Origin of the sequence: Sorangium sp. So ce834 (assembly GCF_051521425.1) — a bacterium.
Lineage (GTDB): Bacteria > Myxococcota_A > Polyangia > Polyangiales > Polyangiaceae > Sorangium > Sorangium cellulosum_D.
Genome location: NZ_CP150351.1, coordinates 5,469,680 through 5,495,444 on the forward strand (window position 1 = coordinate 5,469,680; position 25,765 = coordinate 5,495,444).

Annotated in this window: 20 protein-coding genes; 13 read left to right on the forward strand and 7 right to left on the reverse strand. The window is 72.3% G+C overall.

All coding sequences use genetic code 11. From position 1 onward, the window contains the following. The first annotated feature begins 273 nt into the window (after positions 1-273). The 10 genes from WMF20_RS19670 (at position 274) to WMF20_RS19715 (ending at position 12,421) form a co-directional block, all read left to right on the forward strand. Positions 274-1,815 carry a carbohydrate porin gene (locus WMF20_RS19670; RefSeq protein ID WP_437615792.1) on the forward strand — a complete coding sequence of 514 codons (1,542 nt, stop codon included), beginning with the start codon at positions 274-276 and terminating at the stop codon, positions 1,813-1,815. A 136-nt stretch (positions 1,816-1,951) separates the two neighbouring features. Then, the gene (locus tag WMF20_RS19675; protein ID WP_437615794.1) at positions 1,952-3,292 is read left to right on the forward strand and encodes an MFS transporter; all 1,341 of its coding nucleotides are present in this window, start codon (positions 1,952-1,954) and stop codon (positions 3,290-3,292) included. A gap of 5 nt (positions 3,293-3,297) precedes the next feature. Then, positions 3,298-4,059: a 2-dehydro-3-deoxy-D-gluconate 5-dehydrogenase KduD gene (gene kduD, locus WMF20_RS19680; protein ID WP_437615796.1), complete on the forward strand. Its 762-nt coding sequence runs from the start codon at positions 3,298-3,300 to the stop codon at positions 4,057-4,059. 11 nt (positions 4,060-4,070) lie between these two features. Next, positions 4,071-5,159, forward strand: a complete 1,089-nt coding sequence (locus WMF20_RS19685) for a PfkB family carbohydrate kinase (protein WP_437615798.1) — start codon at positions 4,071-4,073, stop codon at positions 5,157-5,159. 13 nt (positions 5,160-5,172) lie between these two features. After that, complete coding sequence (locus WMF20_RS19690; protein WP_129575855.1) at positions 5,173-5,844, forward strand: bifunctional 4-hydroxy-2-oxoglutarate aldolase/2-dehydro-3-deoxy-phosphogluconate aldolase; 672 nt, start codon at positions 5,173-5,175, stop codon at positions 5,842-5,844. A 27-nt stretch (positions 5,845-5,871) separates the two neighbouring features. After that, a complete protein-coding gene (locus tag WMF20_RS19695) occupies positions 5,872-6,231 on the forward strand; it encodes a cupin domain-containing protein (protein WP_437615800.1) in 360 nt (119 codons plus the stop codon). 100 nt (positions 6,232-6,331) lie between these two features. Then, positions 6,332-8,017: a pectate lyase gene (locus tag WMF20_RS19700; RefSeq protein ID WP_437615802.1), complete on the forward strand. Its 1,686-nt coding sequence runs from the start codon at positions 6,332-6,334 to the stop codon at positions 8,015-8,017. Positions 8,018-8,404: 387 nt separating this feature from the next. Continuing rightward, the gene (locus tag WMF20_RS19705) at positions 8,405-9,574 is read left to right on the forward strand and encodes a vWA domain-containing protein (RefSeq protein WP_437615804.1); all 1,170 of its coding nucleotides are present in this window, start codon (positions 8,405-8,407) and stop codon (positions 9,572-9,574) included. Positions 9,575-9,822: 248 nt separating this feature from the next. After that, a complete protein-coding gene (locus tag WMF20_RS19710) occupies positions 9,823-11,571 on the forward strand; it encodes a protein kinase domain-containing protein (RefSeq protein WP_437615806.1) in 1,749 nt (582 codons plus the stop codon). A 28-nt stretch (positions 11,572-11,599) separates the two neighbouring features. Further along, entirely contained in the window at positions 11,600-12,421 is an 822-nt protein-coding gene (locus tag WMF20_RS19715) for a hypothetical protein (RefSeq protein ID WP_437615808.1), read from the forward strand. A gap of 1,098 nt (positions 12,422-13,519) precedes the next feature. Here the strand turns inward: WMF20_RS19715 and WMF20_RS19720 are convergent. Continuing rightward, positions 13,520-14,845, reverse strand: coding sequence for a sigma 54-interacting transcriptional regulator (locus WMF20_RS19720; protein ID WP_437615810.1), 1,326 nt, complete (start codon positions 14,843-14,845; stop codon positions 13,520-13,522). A 119-nt stretch (positions 14,846-14,964) separates the two neighbouring features. Here WMF20_RS19720 and WMF20_RS19725 point away from each other — a divergent pair, with 119 nt between their 5' ends. Further along, entirely contained in the window at positions 14,965-15,108 is a 144-nt protein-coding gene (locus WMF20_RS19725; protein ID WP_437615812.1) for a hypothetical protein, read from the forward strand. Beyond that, entirely contained in the window at positions 15,105-15,824 is a 720-nt protein-coding gene (locus WMF20_RS19730) for an HD domain-containing protein (RefSeq protein WP_437615814.1), read from the forward strand. The genes WMF20_RS19725 and WMF20_RS19730 overlap by 4 nt, the downstream gene beginning before the upstream one ends. A 49-nt stretch (positions 15,825-15,873) precedes the next feature. Here WMF20_RS19730 and WMF20_RS19735 read toward each other — a convergent pair whose 3' ends face one another. The 3 genes from WMF20_RS19735 to WMF20_RS19745 all read right to left on the reverse strand — a co-directional run bounded on the left by WMF20_RS19735 (position 15,874) and on the right by WMF20_RS19745 (position 20,109). Beyond that, positions 15,874-16,947 carry a pectate lyase gene (locus WMF20_RS19735; protein ID WP_437615816.1) on the reverse strand — a complete coding sequence of 358 codons (1,074 nt, stop codon included), beginning with the start codon at positions 16,945-16,947 and terminating at the stop codon, positions 15,874-15,876. A 471-nt stretch (positions 16,948-17,418) separates the two neighbouring features. Continuing rightward, positions 17,419-18,522: a vWA domain-containing protein gene (locus WMF20_RS19740; RefSeq protein WP_437615818.1), complete on the reverse strand. Its 1,104-nt coding sequence runs from the start codon at positions 18,520-18,522 to the stop codon at positions 17,419-17,421. Between the two features lie 117 nt (positions 18,523-18,639). Next, positions 18,640-20,109: a pectate lyase family protein gene (locus WMF20_RS19745; RefSeq protein ID WP_437615820.1), complete on the reverse strand. Its 1,470-nt coding sequence runs from the start codon at positions 20,107-20,109 to the stop codon at positions 18,640-18,642. A 499-nt stretch (positions 20,110-20,608) separates the two neighbouring features. Between WMF20_RS19745 and WMF20_RS19750 the strand changes: the two genes are divergently transcribed. Continuing rightward, positions 20,609-21,430, forward strand: a complete 822-nt coding sequence (locus WMF20_RS19750; protein ID WP_437615822.1) for a Uma2 family endonuclease — start codon at positions 20,609-20,611, stop codon at positions 21,428-21,430. A 20-nt stretch (positions 21,431-21,450) separates the two neighbouring features. On the opposite strand, the gene WMF20_RS19755 is transcribed toward WMF20_RS19750, so the two are convergent. The 3 genes from WMF20_RS19755 to WMF20_RS19765 are packed head-to-tail and all read right to left on the reverse strand — an operon-like array spanning position 21,451 to position 25,759. Beyond that, positions 21,451-22,590: a response regulator gene (locus WMF20_RS19755; protein WP_437615824.1), complete on the reverse strand. Its 1,140-nt coding sequence runs from the start codon at positions 22,588-22,590 to the stop codon at positions 21,451-21,453. Next, a complete protein-coding gene (cheB, locus tag WMF20_RS19760; protein ID WP_437615826.1) occupies positions 22,587-23,693 on the reverse strand; it encodes a chemotaxis-specific protein-glutamate methyltransferase CheB in 1,107 nt (368 codons plus the stop codon). The genes WMF20_RS19755 and cheB overlap by 4 nt, the downstream gene beginning before the upstream one ends. Further along, complete coding sequence (locus tag WMF20_RS19765) at positions 23,690-25,759, reverse strand: hybrid sensor histidine kinase/response regulator (protein ID WP_437615828.1); 2,070 nt, start codon at positions 25,757-25,759, stop codon at positions 23,690-23,692. Before WMF20_RS19765 ends, cheB begins: the two co-directional genes overlap by 4 nt. Positions 25,760-25,765: the final 6 nt, after the last annotated feature.

A 25,765-nucleotide genomic window follows, 5' to 3' on the forward strand; every position in this document is an offset into this window, starting at 1 on the left:
GCGGAGCGAGCCACAAGGCGTGCTGTCGGGCGTCGCTCGCCTCGACGACGGCCCGCTGATCGCGCAGGCGCACGTCCAACCCTTCACGAGATCGGCGCACTCTTGAATTCCATCGTCAATCCCTGTTGCCAATCTGGGCATGATGTTCCGCGTGGCTCGCGATGCCGCGCGCGCTCGGCAGGCGGAGGCGCGGCCGCGCGATCTACCCGCTTCGCGAGCGCGCGCACCCTGGCCTGCGCGCTGCTCGGCGCCGCCCTCGGCGCGGCTCCCTCGGTGGCGAAAGGGCAGCCGCTGCCTCCTCCGACGGCGCCGGACCAGGCGCCCGAGGCGACGGACCCGCCCGCCGAGGCGCCCGCCGCGGCGGCGCCCGCCGAGGGCGCGGCTCCGGCGCCCGACGCCGGAGGTGCCGGAGCCGCGGCCGTCCCCCCCTCCCAGCAGCCGGTGCAGAAAGAAGAGCCCTCCGCGCCGCCGCCCCCGGCCGAGAGCGGGTTCTTCTTCGGCGCCGTCAGCCGCGCCGTCGCCGCCACGGACGCCGAGCTCGGGCCGGGGCGCGACGCCGACATCGTCTTGAGGGGCTCGCGCCTCGACGAGTCCACGTTCATCCAGCTGGACCTGGAGCGGCAAGATTACTGGGAGTCCACCGGCGCCACCACGCGCGCCGCCGTCCGCCTCGTCGTGGACGGCCCGGTCCTCCATTACAACAACGCGCGGCCGTGGAACATCAACATGTCGGTGCGCAACGCCTTCGTCGAGGAGCGAGACCTCGGCGTCAAGGGGCTGTCCGTGTGGATCGGCTCGCGCCTCTACCGCGGTGACAACGCCGAGCTGCTCGATTTCTGGCCGCTCGACTGGCTGAACGCGCTGGGCGGGGGCGTCCGCTACGACCTGCCCTCGAAGCGCACGTACTTCGCCGCGCACGCCGGCGTCAACCGGCCGCTCACGCCGTATTACCTGCAGACGGTGGAGCGCGCGCCGGCGCTCAACCAGCCCGGCACGGCGAACGTGAACCTCCTCGATCGCCAGCGGCTCATCACCAGCTTCAAGGCGAGCCACACCGTTCCGGTCGGGGAGAAGGGCGGCGTCAAGGGCATCCTCTACGGCGAGCTGCACCAGCTGCCGTCGGGCACGCGCGAGACGGCGGAGGCCGGCGTCTACGAGCGGCTGCCGCGCGACTCCGGGTACGTCATCGGCGCGCAGATCAGCCCGTTCACCGGCGTGGACAACGGGCACCTGCACCTGTTCCTCCGCTACGCGGGCGACCTCGCGGCGTACGGCGAGTTCGGCGCCCCCTCGCAGCCCGCGCCGGACGGCACCGCGTCCGGCGCGCACGAGCTCATGTTCACCATGAGCGGCAACTACGAGACGGGGAAGCTCGGCCTGATGGCCGCGGGATACGTGCGCTCGTTCCGCAACGCCAGCGAGCAGTTCGATTTCGCCGATCTGGACGAGGGCATCTTCGTCGTGCGGCCGCACTATTACATCCGCGACTGGGGGGGCATCGCCGTCGAGGGCTCGTACCAGGCGCAGCGGCGCGGGCGGGTCCCGCCGCCGGCCGACCCCGCGGCGCCGGGCGCGCACCCCGGAGCCAGCCACCACAGCGCGAGCCTCGTGCGCTTCGGGCTCGTGCCGTTCCTGAACGCGGCGGGCAAGGGCGACTTCAAGCGCCCGCAGCTCCGCTTCATCTGGCTCGTGACCCGGCGCGACGAGGGCGCGAAGGCCCTTTATCCGCAGGACGACGTGTTCAGCAAGCGCACGTGGGAGCACTTCTTCGGCCTGAACGTCGAGTGGATCTTCAAGGCGAGCCCGGCGTTCTGACGCAGAGCTCGCGTCCTCCGCCAGCTCGCGCCGTGAGACTGGATTCAACGTAATGGCTCTGAGCAAACAAAGAGAGAGGAACTTCAAGTCATGAGCTGCCGACCGCTCGCAAGGACGTGGGGAGGTGCCCATGGTCATGAAACCTGATGTCGCCGCGAGCGCTCCTCCGCTGCACGCGGGGGCCGAGCGGAGCTCCGGCGACGACGCCGCGACGGTCGTCCTCACCGGCGTCGGGCGCTACCGCTGGGTGATCTGCGCCCTCCTGTTCACCGCCGCGACGATCAACTACGTCGATCGCCAGGTGCTGGGCGTCCTGAAGACGACGCTCCAGAAGGACCTCGGCTACAACGATATCGATTACGGCAACATCGTCACGTCGTTCCAGGCCGCCTACGCCATCGGGATGCTGACGATGGGCCGCCTCATGGACCGCATCGGGACGCGGCGCGGCTTCTCGTTCGCCGTCGGGTTCTGGAGCCTGGCGGCGGTGGGGCACGCGCTCGTCGGCAGCGCCGGCGGGCTGTCGGCGGCCCGGTTCGCCCTCGGCGTCGGCGAGGCCGGGATGTTCCCGGGCGCCCTCAAGACGATCGCCGAGTGGTTCCCGAAGAAGGAGCGCGCGCTCGCGACCGGGCTGTTCAACTCCGGCACCAACATCGGCGCGATCGTGTGCCCCCTCGTGGTGCCATGGATCGCGGTGACCTGGGGCTGGCGCGCCGCCTTCGCGATGACCGGCGCGATCGGGGCGCTGTGGATCGTCGCCTGGCTGATCCTCTACACCCCCCTCGCGCAGAACCCGCGCGTCTCGCCGGCGGAGCGGGCCTACATCACGAGCGAGCCGTCGCCGGCGCCGGGCAAGATCGGCTGGCTCACCCTCGTCCCGCACCGCCAGACGTGGGCGTTCGCGATCGGCAAGTTCATGACCGATCCGTTCTGGTGGCTTTACCTGTTCTGGGTCCCCGACTTCCTCAACCGCAAGCACGGGCTGAACCTGCTCCAGATCGGGCCGCCGCTCGTCACGATCTACCTGCTCTCCGACGTGGGCAGCATCGCCGGCGGCTGGTTCTCCTCGATGCTGATGCGCCGCGGCTGGACCGCGAACGCGGCGCGTAAGACCGCGATGCTCGTGTGCGCGCTCGGCGTCGCGCCCGTCTTCCTCGCGACGCGCACCGACTCGCTCTGGGTGGCCGTGCTCCTGCTCGGCCTCGCCACCGCCGCGCACCAGGGCTTCTCGGCGAACCTGTTCACGCTCACCACCGACATGTTCCCGTCGCAGGCCGTCGGGTCGGCCGTCGGGCTCGGCGGCATGGCCGGCGCCATCGGCGGCATGCTCATCGCGCAGATCGCCGGCCACGTCCTGCAGCTGACCGGGAGCTACTCGATCCTCTTCATCATGGCGGCGTCCGCGTACCTCCTCGCGCTCGCCATCATTCACGTGCTCGTGCCGCGGCTCGAGGCCGCGCGATTGAACCAAGGATAGCTAGTATGACGAACGAACCGTTTCGTTTGGACGGCAAGGTCGCGCTCGTGACGGGCTCGGCCGTGGGGATCGGCGCGGCCATCGCGACGGCGCTCGCGGCCGCGGGCGCGGACATCGCCTGTCACGGCAAGGACGAGCCGGGCGAGGCCACGATGGAGGCGGCGCGGAGGCTCGGGCGGCGCGCGATCGGGACGGCCGCGGACCTGTCCGATCGCGCGGCGCACGAGGAGCTCATCCGGAGGACGAAGGCCGAGCTCGGGCGCCTCGATATCCTGGTGAACAACGCGGGTCTCATCCGGAGGTCGCCGGCCGTCGAGTACTCCGACGAGGACTGGGACCTCCTCCTCGAGGTCAACCTGACGTCCGCGTTCCGGCTGTCGCGCATCGCCGGCAAGCACATGCTCGAGCAAGGGTCGGGCAAGATCGTCAACATCGCGTCGCTGCTCTCGTTCCAGGGTGGGATCCTGGTCCCCGCCTACGCGGCGTCCAAGGGCGGGATCGCGCAGCTGACCAAGGCGCTCGCGAACGAGTGGGCGGCGAGGGGCGTCAACGTGAACGCGATCGCGCCCGGCTACATCGCGACGGACAACACGGCCGCGCTCCGGGCCGACGAGGCGCGCAGCCGCCAGATCCTCGAGCGCATCCCCGCCGGCCGGTGGGGCGAGGCCAGCGACATCGCGGGGGCGGCGCTCTTCTTGTGCGCCGAGGCGAGCAAATACATCCACGGCCACGTGCTGGTCGTCGACGGCGGCTGGATGAGCCGTTGAGGAGCGGGAAGATGCAGATTCGCAATGCAAAAGGATGTGCGTGGGATCAGGTGAGCCTCGGTGAGGTCATGCTGCGCCTCGACCCGGGCGAGCGCCGCGTCCACACGACGCGGACGTTCGACGTCGGGGAGGGCGGGGGAGAGTACAACGTGGCGCGCGGGCTCCGGCGCTGCTTCGGGCTCCGCACCGCCATCGTCACGTCGCTCGCGGACAACGCGGTCGGCCGGCTCATCGAGGATCTGATGCTCCAGGGCGGGGTCGACACGTCGCTGCTGCGCTGGGTCGATTACGACGGCGTGGGCCGGGAGGTGCGCAACGGCCTCAACTTCACCGAGCGCGGCTTCGGGCCCCGGGCCGCCGCCGGGTGCTCGGACCGCGGCCACAGCGCCGCGTCCAGGCTGAAGCCCGGCGACCTCCCGTGGAAGACCCTCTTCGGCGAGCGCGGCGCGCGCTGGTTCCACACGGGCGGCATCTTCTGCGCTCTGTCGGAGGCGGCGGGCGGCGTGGCGCGCGAGGCCATGGAGGTCGCGCGCGAGCACGACGTGCGGATCTCCTACGACCTCAACTACCGGCCCTCGCTGTGGAAGAACTTCGGCGGCCAGCAGAGGGCGCGCGAGGTCAACCGGGCCCTCATGCCGTACGTCGACTGCGTGTTCGGGAACGAGGAGGACTTCGTCGCCGGCCTCGGATTCGAGATCTCCGGCGTGGACACGAGCTACAGCCAGCTCGACACGAGCGGGTTCCGCCGGATGATCTCCGAGGTCGTCGCGGCGTACCCCAACATCTCGGTCGTCGCCACGAGCCTCCGGACGGCCAAGACCGCCAGCGTGAACGGCTGGGGCGGCATCCTGTACTACAAGGGCGAGTTCTACGAGGTCCCCCAGCGAGACATCGAGATCCTGGACCGCGTGGGAGGCGGGGACTCCTTCGCCTCGGGGATCATCTACGGCCTCCTGGCCGATCAGGGCCCGCAGTGGGCGCTCGAGTGCGGCGTGGCGCACGGGGCGCTGGCGATGTCGACCCCGGGGGACACCTCGATGGCGTCGCTCGCCGAGGTGCGGCGGGCCATGGGCGGCGGCGGCGCGAGGATCGAGCGGTGACGAGGGTCAAACAATGAACCGAGAGCAAGTCGTCCGCCGTATCGAGGAGATCGGCATTGTCCCCGTCGTGCGCGCGCCGAGCGGAGAGCTCGCCGTGCGGGCCGCGCGCGCGCTCCGCGCGGGCGGCATCGAGGTCATCGAGATCACGATGACGGTCCCCGACGCGCTGTCCGTCATGCACGAGATCGCCTCCCGCATGGGGCGCCACGTCCTCGTCGGCGCGGGCACGGTGCTCACCGCGGACGCCGCCCGCGGGTGCATCGAGGCCGGCGCCGAGTTCATCGTGAGCCCGGGCCTCAACCTGGAGGTCATCCGCGCCGCGCACGACCTCGGCAAGGCGGTCTTCCCCGGTGGGCTCACGCCGACCGAGGTGATCACCGCGTGGAGCGCCGGGGCCGACGCGGTGAAGGTGTTCCCGTGCTCGGCGATGGGCGGCGCGAAGTACCTGCGCGCCCTGCGCGCGCCGCTGCCGGACGTGAAGATGCTGCCGACCGGCGGGGTCAACCTGACGACCGCCAGGGACTTCATCGAGGCCGGCGCCGTGGCGCTCGGGGTCGGCGGGGAGCTCGTGGACGCCGCGGCGCTCGCCGCGGGCAAGGACGAGATCCTCACGGAGCGCGCGCGAGAGTTCATGTCGGTGGTGAGCGCCGCGCGGGCCGAGCTCAAGGGCGGCGCGCGGGCCTAGCCGTATCGAGGAAGAAGAAGAAGAACCATGAGCAGCCTTCAAAAGAGAGATGTCCCGAGCCTCATGCGCGTGCGCAGCCGCGAGGTCGTGTTCTTCACGCCCGAGCCGGGGCTCAAGCGCCGCATCCTGGCCCACAACGCGAACATGATGCTCGTCGAGCACCACATGGAGACTGGCTGGGCCGGCGCGCGCCACAGCCACCCGCACGATCAGCTGGTCTACGTCATCTCCGGACACCTCAAGTTCTCGTGCGCGGACGAGGAGTTCGAGGTGCGCGCCGGGGACAGCTTCGTGGTCCGCGGGGGCGTCGAGCACCAGGCCTGGGCGTTCGAGCCGAGCGTCGTGCTCGACGTGTTCACGCCGGCGCGCGAGGACTACATGCCCTGAGAGCGGCGAGGCGCCGCCTGCCTCGCCATTTCACCACAATCATCATGTCTTTTCGGCGGGCGCTGTGACCGACGCAGCGCCCCGTGTGATCGAGGAACCTATGAAACGCAGAACGTTCGCGATGTCGATTCTCTTGCCCGTGGTGCTGGCCGCCTGCGGCGGGGACAGCGACCCGGAGCCTGGTCCAGGCCCAGGTCCAGGTCCGGGCCCGGACGTGCCGCCCGAGATGGCGCCGTACTACGAGGCGATGAAGCGCGCGGCCACCTTCATGAGCGAGAAGGTCGCGTACAAGGGGGGGTACGTGTGGAGCTACCTCCCCGATCTCTCCCAGAGCTGGGGCGAGATGGAGGCGTTTCGCACCATGCTGTGGGTGCAGCCGCCCGGCACGCCGTCGATGGGTCACGCCTACCTCGACGCCTACCACGCGACCGGCGACGAGCTCTTCTACAAGGCCGCCGAGCAGGTGGCGCTGGCCCTGATCGAGGCCCAGCACGAGGCCGGCGGCTGGAACTACATCCACGACTTCGCGGGCGAGGAGTCGCTCAAGAGCTGGTACACGAAGATCGGCCAGAACGGATGGCGGCTCGAGGAGTTCCACCACTACTACGGCAACGCGACGTTCGACGACGCCGGCACCGCCGTGGCCTCGCAGCTCCTCCTGCGCATGTACCTCGAGAAGAAGGACGAGCGGTTCCGCGGGCCGCTCGAGAAGGCGATCAGCTTCGTCACCACGGCCCAGTACCCGGGGGGCGGCTGGCCGCAGCGCTTCCCGCTGATGAGCAAGGAGGAGGGCGTGCCCGACTATACGAGCCTCGTCACCTTCAACGACGACGTGGCCGGGGAGAACGTCAAGTTCCTGATCATGTGCCGCATGGCGCTCGGCCAATCTCAGCTGCTCGATAACATCGAGCGCGCCATGGACAACTTCGTCGCCATGCAGCAGCCCGCGCCGCAGCCGGCGTGGGGTCTGCAGTTCACGCTCGAGGGCGAGCCGGTGGGCGCGCGCACGTACGAGCCCACGGCGCTGACCACGCACACGACGGCCAACAACATCCAGCAGCTCCTCAATTTCTACGAGCTGACCGGGGACGAGAAATACATCGCCCGCGTGCCCGAGGCGCTGGACTGGCTGGATAAGGTCAAGCTCACGCCGGAGCTCATCGAGCTCTTCCCCGATCGCACGCACCCCACGTACATCGAGATCGGGACCGACGTTCCGCTCTACGTCCACCGGCGCGGCTCGAACGTCGTCAACGGCGAGTATTACTTCGACGAGGACCCCGAGAAGCCGATCGGCCACTACGGGCAGGCGCGCAAGCTCGACATCGCCGCCATGCGCAAGCGCTACGACGAGCTGAAGGCCAAATCGCCCGAGGAGCTGACGGCGGGCTCGCCCCTGAAGACCGACGAGCCGGCGGAGCTGCCGAAGTACTTCTCGCTGCGCGAGGTGTCGCTCAGCGATCTCTACGTCGGCCGCACGATGACGACCACGCCGGTGACCGAGGCGGATGCGCAGAAGGTCGTCAGCGAGCTCAACCAAGAGGGCTACTGGCCGGTCAAGCTCACATATATCACCAACCCCCCGATCGGCCCGGGCACCGCGGAGCCTTATCTCGAAGACACCTACGCCACGACGCACGTCGGTGACCTGAACGACACCTCGCCCTACGAGCCGAGCAAGGCGCCGGCGGGGTACCCGCCCAAGGAGGCGCCGACGGGCATCACCGTGGAGAGCTTCATCAAGAACATGGGCGTCCTCATCTCCTACGTCGCGCCCGTGCAGTGAGCGCCCGAGGGCGGCCGCCATCGCCCCGTACCCGCTGGTGCCGCGTCGCCTTGGTCCGTTCCTGATGGGATGAGAAGGAACCGCAGAGGCACAGAGGACACAGAGGGAAGAGAAGAGAGCTGAAAGTTCTCTCTCTTTCTTTCTCTCTCAATCTCTCTTCCCTCTGTGCCCTCTGCGCCTCGGTGGTTCAATCTCCTTCATGACGGTCCGCGGCCTCGACGAGGACAACAACGTCGGCAACATCACCGTGAAGAGCTGCATCGAAGGCACAGGCTCCCGCGCCCTGGCACCCGGCGTGCTTCGGAGGCCCGGGACCACGCGCCATCCCGGTGACTCGATGCCTGCGGCGCGAGGGCGGGACGCGGTGGTGCAAGGAGCCGACGACGTATGAAATTGCTTCCAGTTGCCATGGCGGTGCTGAGCGTGGCTGCGGTCGGGCTCGGGTGCGGCAGCAGCCCGAGCGATGGGGGAGAGGGCGAAGGGGCGAGCTCCGGCGGGAGCTCCAGCGGGGAGGGGGGCTCGTTCGACATCGGCGGCGGGCTCGGGCCAGGATCGAGCGGCGCGGGCAGCGGCAGCCCCGCGGGCGGCGGAGCGTGCGCGACCCAGACGGCGGCGGCGTCGCTCCAGCCGGTGTACCTGGCCTTCGCGTTCGACGTGTCGGGCAGCATGGGCAAGGGCGACAAGAAGTGGCACGACAAGTCGCTCAAGTGGGATCCCGTGGTCGCGGCGACAAAGCAGTTCTTCGCGGATCCCGGGTCCGAGGGCCTCACGGCGTCGCTCACGTTCTTCCCGGCCGAGGACGACAGGTGCTCGGCCGAGATCTACGCGACGCCGGACGTGCCGCTCACGCCGCTGCCCTCTCCGGCGTTCGGCGCGGCGCTCGACGCGATCGAGCCGGCGACGTCGAGCGACTGGCGCGGCGGCACGCCGACCGCGTGGGTGATGCGCGGCACGAGCGCGCTCATCGAGGCGCAGCGCCAGCAGAACCCCGGGAAATACGCGATCGTGCTCGTGACGGACGGCTACCCGCAGGGCTGCGACGAGGCCTCCGACACGATCGACGCCGTCGTCGCCGACGCCCGGGCGGCGCTCGCGGACAGCATCCTGACGTACGTCATCGGGGTCGAGAACCCGCCGATCGACGGCGCGCCGGACACGCTCGACGACCTGCACGAGATCGCGGCCGCGGGCGGCACGGAGGGCGCCGTCCTCATCGACACCGGCGATCCCTCGCAGACCACGGCCGCGTTCAAGGCGGCCATCGAGCGGATCCGCAGCGCCGCGGTCTCGTGCACGATGGCGATCCCGCTCCCCCCCGACGGGAGCAGCTTCGACAAGGAGAAGGTCCGCGTCGTCTACACGGACGGCGCGAACGCGGCCACGGAGCTCGCGTACGATCAGGGCTGCGCGACCGAGGGCGCCTGGCGCTACGACGAGCCCGCGAGCCCGACGCAGATCGTCCTCTGCGTCGACACGTGCACGACGGTCCAGGCGGACGCGGCGGCGCAGCTGAGCGTCGACTTCACCTGCGAGAGCGTGATCGAGGTCCCCCTGTAGCCGGAGGCCGCCGCGCGAGCGCCGCGCGCCCGATCCGCCGCCGCGCCCGATCCGTGTCAACCGTGCGTTGACACTGTGGACGCACGCAGTTGCACCTCCATCGACCTCACCTCGGCCGAGCGCGGATCCGACGCGCCGCGCGCACGCAGGCGGTTGTCCGCGGCGGTGCCCGGCGCTCCCGCCGTCGACCGTGCGGGCGCATGTTACCGTCCAGCAACGCTGCCGAGATGTTGTAAAACAGAGCGACGATGGAAGCGGCTCAGGAGCGCGAGCGGAGGACCCTGGATCGATACACGCTCCACGGCGTGATCGCCTCCGGGGGGATGGCGTCCGTCCACTTCGGTCGGCTCGTCGGCGCCCATGGCTTCGCGCGCACCGTCGCGATCAAGCGCCTGCACCCGCAGTTCGCCCGGGATCCCGAGTTCTCGTCGATGCTGCTCGACGAGGCGCGGCTCGCGGTGCGCATCCGCCACCCGAACGTCGTCACCACGCTCGACAGCGTCCAGGCCGACGACGAGCTCTTCGTGGTCATGGAGTACATCGCGGGCGAGTCGCTCTCGAGCCTGCTGCGCGAGGCTGGCAGGCAAGGGCAGAAGGTGCCGCAGCCGGTCGGCTCGGCCATCGTCGCCGGCGCGCTCGCGGGCCTGCACGCGGCGCACGAGGCGACCGACGAGGACGGCGCCCCGCTCCAGATCGTCCACCGCGACGTGTCGCCGCAGAACATCCTGGTCGGCGAGGACGGGATCGCGCGCGTGCTCGACTTCGGCATCGCGCGCGCGGCGGTGCGGAGCCAGGTGAGCCGCGTCGGGCAGCTCAAGGGCAAGCTCAGCTACATGGCGCCGGAGCAGCTCCGCGGCGCGCCCCTGAACCGGCGCGCCGACATCTACGCTGCCTCGGTGGTCCTGTGGGAGGTGCTCACCGGGCGGCGGCTGTTCACCGGAGAGTGCGACGCGGAGATCTACGGGCGGATCCTCGAGGGCGTGGTCCAGCCGCCGAGCGCGTACGGCGAGGTGCCGAGGGCGCTCGACGAGGTGGTGCTCCGGGGGCTCGAGAAGGACCCCGAGCGGCGCTACGCGACCGCGCTGGAGATGGCGGCCGCCCTGGAGGACGCGCTCTCGCCGGCGAGCCCGCGCGCGGTCGGGGCGTGGGTCGAGGCGACGGCGGGGCCGCTGCTCGAGGCGCGGGCGAAGAGCCTCGCCGCGATCGAGACGTCGCAGCGGAGCGCGATCGCGGGGCAGCGGGGCGCGGGCCCGGCGCCGCGGGGCGCGGCTCCGGCGCTGCCGCCGTCGGGCCCCGCCGCCGTGGACCGGGCGCCGCCGCGGGAGATCGACACGCGCCCGGCGCTGCCGGCGGGGCACCGCGCGCGCGCGGCGCGGGCCTCGGTGACGGTCGCGACGATGACGAGGACGGTCGAGGACATGGCGCGGCCCGTGGCGTCCGCGCTCGCGACGCCGATCGCGGCGGCGGGGCCGGCGCGGCGGGTGAACGCGCAGCTCGTCCGCGCCTCGACGCTGGCGTTCGGGGCCGCCGCGCTCCTGCTCGCGGTGGTCGTCGGCAGGGGCTGTGGCGCGCGGCCGGAGGCCGCCTCGGACGAGCGCGCCGGCGTCGGCGAGCCGTCGGGCGAGCCCTCGGCGCCCGCGAGGGTCTCGGCGCCGGCGCCGGAGGCCTCTGGGGCCGCCGAGGGCTCTGGGGCCGCCGAGGGCTCTGGGGCCGCGCCAGGGGCCTCTGAGGCCGCGCCAGGGGCCTCTGAGGCCGCGCCGGGGGCCTCTGGGACCGCGCCTGCGGCGCCCGCCACGAGCGCGCCCGCAGCGGCGCCCGCGGCCTCCGCGAGCGCCCCCACGGAAGCCGCGTCGGCCACGCGCGCGGCCGCCCCGGACCGCGCAGCAGGGGTGCGCACTGCGGCCCCGGCGCGCAGCGCGCGGCCGCGGTCGCGCTGCGTGCCCCCCTACTACCTGGACGGCGACGGCATCCGGCGGATCAAGCGTGAGTGTCTGTGACGGACGGAAGCGTGTAGCCTGCGCTGCGATGAAACGGGGCCTCCTCGTCGCCTTCGTCGCAGCCGTCACGCTCCTCGCGGGCTCGCGCGCCCGCGCTCAGGGCGTGGGAGAAACGTGCGCGGCCTCGTACGAGCAGGCGCAGCAGCTCGTCCGCGACCGGGCGCTGCGGCGCGCCCGCGCCGAGCTCCGTCTGTGCGTGAGCTCGTGCCCGGCGACGCTCGCCCGCGACTGTCAGAGCTGGAGCGAGCAGGTCGAGCGCGACATGCCCAGCGTCGCGCTGTCGGCCACGTCCGCGGACGGCCACGCGCCGGGCCGCGTGCGCGTGCTCCTCGACGGCGCGCCGCTCGTCGAGGCGCTCCCGAAGGATCCGATCGAGCTCGATCCCGGGCGCCACACGCTGACCTTCGAGGACGCGGCGGGGACGCGCGTCGTCACCGTGGTCACGGTGTCGCCGGGCGACAAGGCGCTGCCGATCGCGGTGCGCTTCCCCGCGGCCGCGCCGCCGGCCGCGCCGCGCGGGGGCGCCGCGCCGGTGCGGCAGCGCTGGCCGCTCGTGCTCGCCGGCGCCGGCGCGGTGGCGCTCGGCGTGGGCGCGTTCCTCGGCATCAAGGGGCACGTCGACCGGAGCGAGCTCCGCAGCAGGTGCGCGCCCGGGTGTACGGCGGACGAGGTCGAGGCGATCGACACCCTCTGGACGGCCGCCGCCATCAGCGCCGGCGCGGGGCTCGTCGTCGCGGGGGTCGGCGCGGTGCTGTATTTCCAGCTCGATCCGGTCGTCCCCGTGGCGCCGGCTACGGGATCCGCCCTGCTGCCGGACGGCGCTGCGATCTCGCTGCGCGGCTCGTTCTGAGCGCCCTCGCCCGGGGCGCCGTGAAACCGGATGCGGAGTTCAGAGAAGGAGTGTCGCCAGGATCTCCGCGATGTGAAGCTCGAATGGCTCGATGCTCACGATGCGACGGACGGCGGACCGATCGACCATGCGCGGAGGTCTGCAAAGGGGTGTGTTCGCAGGGTACTGCCGAGGCCAAGAGAGGCCGAAGAGGACTCCGCCCACCTCGATTCGAGCGCTTCGAGGGGATCCATCCCCACGAGCCACCCCTTGAGCACAGGATGGCGGCCAGCGCCGCGGATGCGAGGCGGCTCAGGCGTCCGCTGAAATTCGGCGAAAATCGATTCATGGAAGAGGACCGCAAGGGCGCAAGGGACGCAAGGTGAAGAGGAGAATACAATTCCATCTCTGTCCCGTTGCGCCTCTTGCGCCCTTGCGGTCTCTCCCGTTGCTGGAACGCGCGCCGCTCCGCTGCCAACCCCGCAACCCGAGCAGCCGACGGATCGCATCGTGAACGACTCGTGAACGACCCGGGCCGCAGCGTCCGCCGCGCGTCCCCCTGCGGCCTCGACGTGAGAGTGCGCGCCCGGATCCTGTCCTGTGCGCAGAGGCTGCGCGCCTGCACGGTGCCGCCGCCCTGCTGCTGCCTGCCGCCGTCCCTGCTGCGCCGCCCCGCCGCCCTCCTTCGCATCTCCCGACCGCCTCCTACGCCGCCCCGCTGCGCTCCTGCGCGTCCCCCGCCGCGCTCCTACGCATCCCGCGACACCCTGCTGCGCCGCCCTGCCGCGCTCCTGCGCGTCCCCCGCCGCGCTCCTGCGCATCCCGCGACACCCTGCTGCGCCGCTCCGCCGCGCTCCTGCGCCGCCCCCGAATCCCTCCTGCGCAGCCCTCGGAGTGTCCTTTGTTACAACCGAGCGCCTCCTGCGCCGCCCCCGAGCTCCTCCTACACGGCCCGTGGAGTAGCCTTCGTTACAGTTGGACGGCTCCTGCGCAGCGCCAGCCCCCTCCTGCGTGCCCCTGCCGGCTCTCGAGCGCGGGGCTCGACGGCATCGCGCTCACCTCGCGGAGCTCCCCGAACCTCACCGTCCACGGCCTGAGGAGCCGCCCGCCGCGCGCCCGTCAGCCCTTGCTGCGGATGCCGTAGCGCTCCATCAGCCGGTGGACGAGCTGCCGCGAGACGCCCATCGACGCCGCCGCGCGCGCGACGTTGCCGCCGCTGTCCCGCAGCTTCATCGCGATGAACGTCCGCTCGAACTGCTCGACCACCATGTCGCGCGCCTCGCGGAGCGGCAGCGAGGCGAACTGGACGACGCCCATGTCGGCGGGCCGCGGCGCCACCTTGACGATCGCCTCCTCGGCGAGGTGCGGGAAGAGCACGAGCCGCGCGACCGTGTTGCGGAGCTCGCGCACGTTGCCCGGCCAGTGGTGCCCGCGGAGCAGCTCCAGCGCGTTCGGGGGCAGATCGGCGAGCGAGCGCGGCGGCACCTGCGCCGCGAGGAAGCGCTCGACCAAGAGCGGGATGTCCTCCCTGCGCTCGCGCAGCGGCGGCACCACGGCCTCGACCACGGCGAGCCGGTAGTAGAGGTCCTCGCGGAACGTGCCCGCGCCGATGCGGCCCTGGAGGTCCCGGTGCGTGGCGGCGATGACGCGGGCGTCGAAGGACGTGTACGCGGCGGCGCCGATGCGGCGCACCTGGCGGGCCTCGAGGGCGCGCAGGAGCTTCGGCTGGAGATCGAGCGGGAGCTCGCCGATCTCGTCGAGGAAGAGCGTGCCGCCGCTCGCCTCCTCGAGCAGGCCGGCGCGCGCGGCCTGGGCGCCGGTGAAGGCGCCCTTCGTGTAGCCGAAGAGTTCGGCCTCGATGAGGTTGGGGGCGACGGCGCTGCAGTCGAACACGACGAACGGGCCGCCGCTGCGCGGGCTCGCCTCGTGGATGGCGCGGGCGAGGACCTCCTTGCCCGTGCCGGACTCGCCGAGGAGGAGGATGGTCTCGGACGTGGCCGCGGCGCGCTCGAGGCGGGCGAAGAGAGCGCGCATCGGGACGCTGCTGCCGAGGGCCTCGCCGAAGCTGGCCGAGGTGGAGAGCGGGACGACGACCGGGGCGCCGCCGACGCGCACGGTGAGCGGGACGCCGCCCAGCGAGGCGACGGCGCCCGGCGTGAGGAAGCCCTCGACGATCAGGACGTCGTTGATGAACGTGCCGTTCTTGCTGCCGAGGTCGGTGAGGGCGATGCCGCGCGGCGTGAACCGGAGCTGGCAGTGACGGCGCGACACGCGGGAGTCGGGGATGACGACATCGCACTCGCCGCTCGTGCCGAGGACGAGCGGCGCGACGCCGAGGGTGGCCTCGATCGGCGGGCTCTTCTGGGGGCTGACGAAGACGCGCAGGTCCGGGAGCTCGACCGCGTCGCTGCGGAGGGTCGTGATCGTCCGGGTGGGGTCGTGCATTGAACGGGCGGCGAACGGGCGGCGAGAGGGAGGGTCAGCATCTCCGAATTCCTGGCGGATTTCCAGCGCGCGGTGCGCCCCGGGCGCTGAACGGCCCGCGCCGGGGTATCCTCGCGCCGATGCTCGAGCTCACGCCGGCCGAGGCCAAGACCCTGTCCCAGTGCGTCACCCGCTCCACGCGCCACGCGAAGGCCACGGAGAAGGGCCGCAGCGCCACGGTCGACGGGGAGCTGTTCCGCCCCGAGGACCTGGTGCTCGCGTGACCGCTCCCGCGAGGCCGGGCGGCGCGGGCGCGGCGAGCGAAGCGGGCGAGGCGCCCGCGGGCGCGGCCGAAGAGGCGCGCGCCGACGCGGACGCCGGCGGCGCGCCGCCGGAGGCGCCGGGCGGGCTCGTCCTGCCGGAGCCGCTGTGGAGCGCCGTGCGCGCGGCCTACGGCGAGCCGGGGCGCGCGTACCACGACCTGGCCCACGTGCGCGAGGTGCTGCGCCGGGTGGCCGAGGTCGGCCGCGACGTCGGCTGGCGGCGGCCGCGCGAGGTGTTCCTGGCCGCGCTCTTCCACGACGCCGTGTACGCGCCCGGCCGCCGCGACAACGAGGAGCGCAGCGCCGAGCTCGCGCGCGAGGCCGTCGCGCGCTGGCTGCCCGGCGAGGGGCTCGACGAGGGCCTCATCGCGCGGCTCATCCTGCTCACCGCGCGCCACGGATCGCTCGCGCCCGCGGACGTGGGCGAGGACGAGGCGCTGTTCCTCGACTGCGACATGGCCATCCTGGGCAGCGACGCGGCGGCGTTCGACGCGTACGACCGGGCGATCGCCGCGGAGTACGGCGCCGCGCCGCCCGAGCGCTACGCCGCGGGCAGGCGGGCCTTCTTCGAGCGGCTGCTCGCGGCGGAGCACATCTTCCTGTCGCCGTATTTCCGGGAGCGCCTCGAGGCGCGCGCGCGCGACAACCTGCGCCGCAAGCTCGGGGTGGGATCGTAACGGAGCGGGGCAGAGCGGAGCGGGCGCCGCCGCTCGCGCGGTTGCGCGCTCACCAGCTCTTGATGTCGCTCTTGCTCACGTGGCACGTGGCGGTGTTCCACTGGCTCGCGCCGCCGTGGAGCTTCTCCGACTCGCCCATGTGGTCGGTGACGGCCCGGTACTCCTGGCAGATCTTCGGCTTGTCGTCCCGCTCGTTGTATCCCCCCTTGACGTAGAGGTTCGTGATCGTGACCGTGTCCCCGTAGTTCTGGTTCGCGCCCGCGACCGTCGTCTTGACCTTGTCCACCCGGACGTTGTCGAGGATCAGGTTGCGCGGGCCGCCGTTGGCGGTGCAGTCGCCGCAGGAGCGCCAGAGCTTCCCGAAGTCGGCGATGTACGAGTTCGTGACGATGGTCGTGGAGCCGCCCTTGGCGTTGTGCTGGAAGATCTTGTCGGCGGAGTGCAGGGCGATCGAGCTGTTGATCCGCATCGTCGCGCCGTCCTTGCTGTTGGTCGCCGCGTCCTCGCAGACGTCCTCCCAGTAGACGTGATCGAGGGTGCAGTCGCCCTTGCAGACGATGCCGTTGCCGGCGGGGAGGCCGCCCGCGATGATGAGGTTCTTCACGGTGACCCCGTGCTCGACCTCGAACACCGTCTTCTGGCCCTCGCCGTCGTCGCAATCGGCGGTGTTGTTCACGCCGATCTTCTGGTTGTTGAAGTCGTAGACGTCCTGCCCGCCGTTGGCGGCGTTCTTCAGCACCGTCGTCTGGGTCCTGATCTCGCCGGCGCCGTTCGTGGGCGTCGGGATCTCCATCGGGATCTCGTCGCCGAGCGGCTCCTCGCCGCCCGCGCCGCCGGTGCCGCTGCCCGTGGTGCTCGCGGCCGTGGTGCTCGCCGACGTGCTGCTCGCCGACGTGGTGCTCGCGGCCGTGGTGCTCGCGGCCGTGGTGCTCGCCGACGTGCTGCTCGGGCTGCCGCCGCCGCCGCCGCTCCCCGTGGTCGTGCTCCCGCCGCTGGCGACGGCGCCGCTGCTCGAGCTGCTGCCCCCTTCGCCGTCGTCCGGCGTCGCCGCGTCGTCCGAACAGCCGAGCTGGGAGGCGCCGGCGGCGCCGAGCACGAGCAGCAAAGTGAAAGCTGACTTCAATCCGAATCTCATCTCGCTACCTCTCTTCTGGATTCACGATGGACGACCCGCGTCCGGGAGCGCTCGCACGACGCCGGCCGGCGCCCGTCGATCTCTCGACGCAACCCCGTCGAGGGGGCAATCACGAAACCACGCTCCACGTCGTCGAGCGGGCCGCGGGGTCGAAGCGGTCTACGCGGTCCGCGGTCCGCGGTCGACGAGAATGCAAGCGGCGATCCAGGGGGCGCCGCGGGGCGTCGGGCTGCGGCGCGGGTGGTGGGCCAATTTGCCCCGGAGTGATTCACATGAAGGCGGGAAGGCAGGAAGATCATTGATCTTTTCTTCCCGCCTTCCCGCCTTCATGTTCAAATCCGGCCACCACCCCGGCGCGGGCGTGGGTTGCGGCCTCCGTGTCAACGCGGGGTCGACACCGGTTGACGATCGCGGTTGACGCGCCGGCGCTCCGCGCGCGGGCGGAGCGCGCCCGGCGGCTCAGTAGATCGGGTCGTCCTTGCAGCCGAAGATCACCTTGACCGAGCCGGCGCCGCTGCTCGCTACCTGCTCGCACGCGGCGCCGTACAGCTGGATGGTCGTCATGTCGGGCCCCGTGTAATTCCAGCCGTTCATCCCCGTGGTGTCCTGCATGACCGCCTGATCCCCGACGAACACGCCGACGTGGTCCGGGTTCGGCGGGGGCGCGCTCAGCGGGAACAGGCAGGTCGAGACCTCTCCCGTGATCGTCAGCAGCGACGTCACGAGCTCGTCCTTCGTGGCCGCGAGGTAGAACTTGGGCGCGAGCGGATCCGGGTCCGCTCGCGGCTCGAGCCCCGCGACGGCGAGGCCGTTGAGCGCCTTCACCTTGCTCTGCTGCGAGGCGATCCCGACCACGAACGTGTGGAAGCCGGCGGCGGCGGCGTTCGTCACCGCCTGGACCGCGAACTCGTCCGAGTCGCTCTTGGGGCACGACGGGTCGCCGTCCGTCGCCAGCAGGATGTATTTGGGGTCGTCGTTCTGGATCGATCGCAGGTACTCGACCGCCTCGTTGATGGCGTCGCCCGTGGGCGTGCCGTCCCCCTCGGGGGTCGTGCTCGAGATCGCCTGATTCACCGTGGGCGCGTTGTTGTCCGAGATCGGGATCAGGATATCGCGCGGGAAGCTCTCCTCCGTGCACGAGCCTGTCCTGTCGCCCTGCGGGAACACCTTCAGGCCCCAGGAGGCCGCCTCGTTCGTCGCCGCGATCACCTCCTGCAAGGCGGGCACGACGAGCTCCCATTTCGTCGGCGTGCCCTCGTCCCCGCTCGGATCGTCCTGCATCGACGCGGAGCGGTCGAGGACCAGCAGGATGCTGGCCGGCCTGCGCTCGACATCGAAGTTCTGCCGCCCGCAGTCCACGCTCTCGCCGGGGTCCGCGTCGGGGTCGAGGTCTCCCGGAACGCCGCCCGGGTCTTCGGTGCCGTCGCCGTACCCGGGATCGACGGGGCCCGGCTCGCCCGAGCTCGGCTCGCCGCTGCTGCTGCTGTCGCTTTCGATGCCCGACGCACAGCCGGAGAGCGCTGCCAACACGACGACGGAATAGATCGATGATCCTCTCAGCATGATGCCTCCTGGTAGCGGAATCCTGGTGACGTCACCGAGCGACCACCGCGAGGCCGCTGCTCGTGGGGAGCGGCGGCCTCGCGCGCCGGGGCTCGGCGACGGCGCGGGCGACGCCCGCTATTCGAGCTCGTCGGCGAGGCGCTCGAGCCAGCCCTCGATGTCCTCGGCCGGGACGACCAGCGGCCGCGCGGTCGGCGCTGCCGTCGGGTAGCCCCCCACCTCGTCCTGGCTGTCGACGAGCATGCCGCCGCCGGACACGACCTCTGCGACGATGCGCAGATCGACCTCGTCGCGCTCCCTGGGCCGCGCGCCCGCGTGCGCGAGCACCGCGTCCAGGACCGACGCCGCGGGGATCGCCACGAGGCCCTCGGGCCACGCGGGCCGCTCGGGGAGGACGACGATCTGCGGGGAGACGATGGGCGCCGCTGCGCCGAGGGTATCCACGGCGATGTTGTCCTCGAGGTAGGCGGATCCCATCGAGTTGGTGCCCACCATCGGGAGCCCCGGAATCGTGCTCACGCCGTGCCGCATGTAGTTGCCGACGATGCTGACCCTGGGGGGCTCGGGCGTGACGCCCGAGCTCTCCCACTCCCGGACGACGGGGCCGAGCCGCATGGCCCATTTGCCGGGGTCGTAGACGACGTTGTTCACGATCGCCCCGGTCGCGAACCCCTTGTACCAGGGGTTTCGCTCGTTGTTGTGGGCGTAGAGATTGCCGACGACGGTGACGTCGGTGCAGTGATCGTGCACGAGGGTGCCCATCGAGTGGGAGCCCTTCTCGTGGATCGACTCGGCGAGCCCTTCGGCGATGATGTTGTTGCTGAGGGTGACGCGGCGCGAGGTGCCGGCGGGGCCGTCGAAGCGGGGGCCGGAGACCGACAGGTTCTCGTCGACGCCCCAGGCCACCGAGCAGTGGTCGATCACGATGTCGTGCGCCGAGGCGCCGTCGGTCGTGACGTCGGGCTCGAACCCGGACGCCGGCGCGGCGCCGGCGTCGCCCATGCGGAAGCGGAGGTGCTGGATCCGCACGTCGTGCGTGCTGATCCTCATCCCGCCGCGGATCAGCGTGATGCCGGGCGAGGGCGCGGTCTGGCCGGCGATCGTGACGAACGGCTCGGTGATATCGAGTCGGGCCCTGTTCAGATCGATGATCCCGCCGACCTCGAACACGATGATGCGTCGGCCCGGCGCCTCGATCGCCTCGCGCAGCGACCCCGGGCCGTCCGCGTCGAGGGTCGTCACCTTGATCACCGTGCCCGCGTCCTCGACGGGTCCCGAACCACCGGCGCCGCCCGAGCCGACGATGGCCGAGCCGCCCGCTCCGCCGTGGCCGCTCGAGGCCACGCCGCCGCCCTGGCCGCCCGCACCCGTGCCAGCGCCGCTGCCGCCCGCGCCCGAAGCGCTGCCGTGGCCGACCGAGGTCGCGCCGCCGCCTTGCCCGCTCGTGCTGCCCGGGCTGCCGCCGCCGCCTCCAGTGCCGCCCTGTCCGGCTGCGTCCTCGCTCGGCCCGGGCGAGCTCGCTGCGCCGGAGCAGCCGACCAGCACCGCGCAACCCAGGAGGACCAACGAGAGAACAGCGCCTTTCATGAACACATCCTTTCGAGTCGAGCCACCGCACCCGGCGCTCCAGGCGCCGAGCTCGGGCCGGCAACCGCCGCTCACCGCGGCGCACCGTCGCCGCGCTCGATGCGCGCGCGGCCCGGCGTGGCGCCCGGCGCATCGCGCAGCCCAGACCACGCGTGAGGTGCCGGCCGCCGGACCGCGGCGCCGCACCTCGTTCGTGATGGGGCGACAAGCAATGTCGGTGCCGCCTCCTCCGAGCCGCCCGCCGGCGGGCATTCCGGCCCGCTGGAAGCCGCGCTCACGGCGCCAGAGCCGTTGTCGCGGCGCGCCGTGAGCTCGCCCAGTCAACCGCGGGTTGACGTGCTTGACGGCGCCGACGCACGCCGGCGGCAGTCCGGCGCGGGGCGCCCGGAGCCTTGCCCGCCGCGGCTGCGTTTGGTGCTAGGGTCCTGGCATGGTTCACCCCGCCTCCGAAACGCCTCGCCCTCCGCTGGTGGCGCCGACGGAAGAGGAGTGGCGCGCCATGACGCCCGCAGAGCGCGAGCGGCTGCTGGTGGGGATCCTCGAGAGCCTGTCGGACCCGCGGAGCGCGATGGCCGAAGGGCGTCCTCACCAGAAAGCCAACGGGCGGGCGATCGACATGCTGACGCTGCACTTCGGCTCGACGGGCCGCGTCATCTATCTGGCCGAGGAGCTGGCGGTGCTCTACCCGGGCGAAGACGTCTTCGTCCCGGATATCCTCGCGGTGCTGGACGTCCCGCAGCCCGAGGACGACCCGCGAATGGCCTGGGTGGTGGCGGAGGAGGGCAGAGGCCTGAGCCTCGTCCTCGAGGTGCTCCACCAGGGCGATAGAAACAAGGATCTCGTCGCGAACGTCGAGCGCTACGCGCGGCTGCGCATCCCGGAGTATTTCGTGTACGACCGGCTGCGGCAGCAGGTCCACGGCTACCGCTTGCCAGGCCCGGATGCGCCGCGCTACCAGCGCATCGTGCCGCAGATGGGACGTTACTCATCGGCGGTGCTGGGCCTCGATCTGGCCGTCAGCGGCGGCAAGCTCCAGTTCTTTTACGGCATGGCCGAGCTGTTCGGCTCCGCCGACCTCATCGATCGGCTCCAGGGAATGATGAGCGATCTGGAGACGAGAGCCGAGCAGGCCCAGGCGCAGGCCGAGCAGGCCATGCTGGGCCTGAGGGAGGCGCTCCTGGCGGCGCTGGAGATGCGCGGGCGCCCGTGTCCGGAGCCGGTGCGCGCTCGCGTGCTGTCCTGTCAGGAGCCGGCGACGCTGCACCGCTGGCTGATGCGCGCGATGAGCGAAAGCTCCCTCGACGACGTCTTCGCGGAGTAGCGGGGCCCCAGCGAGCCCGCTCAGCTCGCGGCGGACGCCGCGTCGCGCGCGAGCAGGCTGATGGCCGCGATGCCGCGCTCGGAGTCCTCCTCGCTCAGGAACATGCGCAGCGTCTCGCGGATGGCCGGCAGCGCGCGGTGGAGGTCCTCGGGCGACATCGACCACGGCTCGATGCCCGCGCGCCGGCACGCCCGCACGATCGTGCTCGGCCCGATCACGCTCGAGAGCCCGCTCACCGCGACGACCTGATCGAACAGCGTGCCGGCCCCCGGGAACACGCTGCGCGCGCGGCTGCCGGCGCGCGAGCTCGGCGGCGGCAGATCCGGGCTGCTCCCGGCGCGCCGCGCGGCGGCCCCGCCGCCCGCGCCCGGAGCAGGCCTGCTCCGGAACAGGCCCCGCAGCCGCGACCGCAGCATCGTCAGCTCGGGCGCCTTCAGCACGAAGTCGTCGACGCCGATGCGCGCGCCCTCCGCCCGCGTCGCGGCGTCGTCGTGCCCCGTCAGGATGACCACGGGGATGTGGCTCGTGCCGCTCGATTGCTTGATCCGCCGCGCGGCCTCCAGGCCGCCCATCCCCGGCATCAGGAGGTCCATGATCACGCAGTCGACCCCCTCGACGGAGAGCAGGCTCAGCGCCTCCTCGCCCGACTGCGCCGGGATGACGTCGCAGCCGTCCTGCCGCAGGACGTGCGCGAGCGAGGCGCGGTACGTGGGGCTGTCGTCCACGACGAGGATCTTCTTGCCGCTCAGGCCCGAGCCGCCGCCCTCCGCCGCGCGGCGCGCGCTGCTTCGCTCGCTCACGAGCTCCGTCGCCCGGTGCACGAGGTAGCTCCCGTCGTACGGCTTCCCGACGTACTCGTCGGCGCCCATGCTCAGCCCGTGGATCCGGTGCCTCACCTCGATCTCGGTGGACAGCAGGATGACCGGCGTCTGCGCGAGATCCTCCGAGGTGCGGATCTCCCGGAGGAGGTCGAGCCCGTCGCCGTCCGGCAGGAGCACGTCGAGGATCACCAGGGAGAACGCCCTCGTCCTCAGGACCTTCTGGGCAAGCGCCTTTGTCTCGCACGCCGTCACCACGAACCCGGCGCCCGTGCTGAGCAGGCTCCGGAGATCCATGCGTATCGTGAGGCTGTCATCGACGATCAGGACGTGCGGCTTCATGGCGATTCCCTTCTGCTCCTGGACAGCGCCAGCAAAGTAGGGCCGATGGCCCCTGCGGATAAGACGTGCTGCGCCGCGCCCCGCGCGATGGCCTCCCGCGGCATCCCGAACACGACCGACGACGGTTCGTCCTGGGCGAGGGTCGTCGCCCCCGCGCGCTTCATGGCGAGCATCCCCTCGGCGCCGTCGCGGCCCATGCCCGTGAGCAGGCAGCCGACGGCGCGCTCGCCCACCTCGATCGCGATCGACTCGAAGAGCACGTCGACCGAGGGGCGGCACGAGTGCCGCTCCGGACCGTCGGTCAGGCGGAGCCGCCCCTTCTGGACCACGAGGTGCCGGTCGGGCAGCGCCAGCCTCACGCCGGGCTGGCCGGCGCGCTGGAGCGGCTCCCCGTCGGCCGCGATCGAGACCGGGATCGCGAGCCGCCCGGCCAGCCACTCGGCGAACGCCGGCGCGAACGGCGCGCCGATGTGCAGGACGAGCAGGATGGGCACGGGGAACGACGCCGGCAGCGGGCTCAGCGCCTCGACGATGGCCGACGGGCCCCCGGTCGAGGCGCCCATCGCGATGACCCGGCACCAGCCGTCATCCGCGCGCGCGCCGCCCGGCGCCTCCGCGACGGGCAGGGGGCGCGCGGGGCGGAGCTTCCTGCGCAGGTGCGTGATCACCTTGATGCGCGCGACGAGCTTCACCGCGCTCACGAGCCGCAGATCCCAGGCGTCGCCCTCGTCGCCGGCCGCCGGCTTGTCGAGCACGTCCACGGCGCCCGCGGCCAGCGCGTCGAACGTCCCGAGCGCCTCCCCGCGCTCGAGCGAGGCCGAGACGATGAGGATCGGCGTGGGGCAGTAGGCCATCACGTGCTCGGTCACCGCGACCCCGCTCGCCTTGGGCATCATCATGTCGAGCGTGAGCACGTCGGGCCGCAGCTGCTCGCACAGCGCGATCGCGGCCTCCCCGTCGCCGGCCTCGCCGACCACCTCGATCTCCGGGTCCGCCTCGAGCGCGCCGACGATGCGCCTGCGGACCGTGCGCGAGTCGTCGGCGACGAGCACGCGGATCTTCCGCGAGGGGATGCGGGGCTCGGCCTTGGGCGCGCGGCTCACGACGGGGCCCCCCGCGCTCGAGCGAGGAGCCCCGCCACGGTGTCGAGCAGCCGCCGCTGGTCGAACTCGCCCTTCACGATGTAGTCGTCCGCGCCCGCGTCCCTGGCGCGGCGGCGATCGGCCGCCGACGACAGCGACGTCACGATGACGAGCGGCGTCTCGCGCAGCGCCGGATCGGCGCGGACGCGCTCGGCGAACTGGAAGCCGCTCATCCCCGGCATCTCCACGTCCACGAGGAACAGGCCGTAACGCCGCTCGGCCGCCTTGCGCAGCCCCTCCTCGCCCGAGGACGCGAGATCGACCTCGTACCCGCCGGACTCGAGGATGCTCTGCTCGAGCATCCGGGTGGTGAGCGAGTCGTCCACGACGAGGATCGGCGGCGGCGGGCGCCGCTCGCGCCGCGGCGCGCCGCTCGGGCCGGCGGCGCGCACGAGCTCGACCAGGCCGCGCGGATCGAGGACCAGCACCGGGTCGCCGCGCACGTCGAGGCTCGCCCCGAGCGCCGCGGGCGGCGCCCCCGCCGCCGCGGGGAGCGGCTTCACGATGACGGGCACGGCGCCGAGGAGGCGATCGGCCCCGAGCACCGCCTGCGACGGGCCCGCGCCGACGACCACCGCGCAGCGCGGCTCGCCCTCCGGCTCCGCCGCGCCGAGCACCGCGGCGAGGCGCGCGAAAGGCACGACGCGATCCTCGATCACGATCGCGTCGCGCTCCGGGCCGCGGACGATCGCGCCCGCCTCGAGCCGGAGCGCGAGCCGCGCCGCGTCGAGCGGCAGGAGCGCCACGTGGCCGCCGTCCTCGATCCGCAGCGCGGTCACCGACGAGAGGGAGATCGGGACAACGAGCTCGATCGTGGTCCCGCGCCCGGGCTGGCTCTGCGCGCTCGCCGTGCCGCTCAGCTTCGCCGCGGTCTCGCGCACCACGTCGAGGCCGACGCCGCGGCCCGAGAGCGAGGTGATCGCCTCGCACGTGCTCACCCCCGGCCCGAAGATGAGCTCCAGCGCGTCCTCCGCGGTGAGGTCGTACGCCTCCTCCTCGCGGCGGAGCCCCGCGCGCACGACCGCCCTCCGGACCGCGGCCACGTCGACGCCGCGGCCGTCGTCGCTGCAGATCAGGGCGACCCGGCTGCCGCGCTGCTCGACCCGGAGCCGGATCTGGCCGGCCGCCGGCTTCCCGGCGGCGCGGCGCGCGCCCTCGGGCTCGATCCCGTGGTCGACCGCGTTCCTCGCCATGTGCAGCGCCGCGTCCCGCAGCCCGGAGATCACCGCGCTGTCGAGCCGGATGTCGCCGCCGCTCGCCTGGAAATCGATGCGCTTGCCGAGCGACTCCGCCGCCTCGCGCACCGCGAGCTCGACCGCCTCGAGCACGCCGGCGCACGGCAAGAGCTGCAGCTCGCGCGTGCGCGCCTGCGCCTGCCGGAGCTCGGTCGAGAGCCGGTCGATGCCCCGCGCGAGCTCGGCGCGGGCGGTGCCGAGCGCCGCGCAGAGCTCGCGGTACAACCCCCCCGCCCGCCGCGCGCCGAGCTCCCCCAGGTTGCGCACCGCCTCCGCCGGCGAGCTCACGGCCCCGAGCGCCTCCGTGAGGCGCTCGGCCCGATCGAGCGCCTCCGCGCTGCTCCGCAGCGACTCGAGCTGCACGATGGCCTCGCCGATCTCGTCGGCCAGCGCGCCCACGTGGGCGAGATCGACCCGCGCCACGTCCTCGTGCGCGCTGCGCCGGGCCGGGCGGCCGCGCTCGGGGTCGCAGGGCTCCTCCGCGGCGAGGCGGGACACCTCGTCGCGGATGAGCCCGATGAGCCGCATGAGCTCGCTCATGTGCGCCGCCGGGATCGGCTGGTGGTCCCGCCGGAACGGCGTGAGCACGTCCTCGACCGTGTGGGCGAGCTCGGCGACCTTGAGCTGCTTGGCCGCGCCGGCGGCGCCCTTCAGCGTGTGCGCCAGCCGGAAGCACTGGTCGAGCGACTCCCCCTGGCCGCCCTGCTCCTTGAGATCGAGCAACCTCCACGCGAGCCCGTCCGCGAGCTCCTGGGCCTCCATCCGGAAGTATTTGTAAAGATCGCTCCCCAAGCGGTG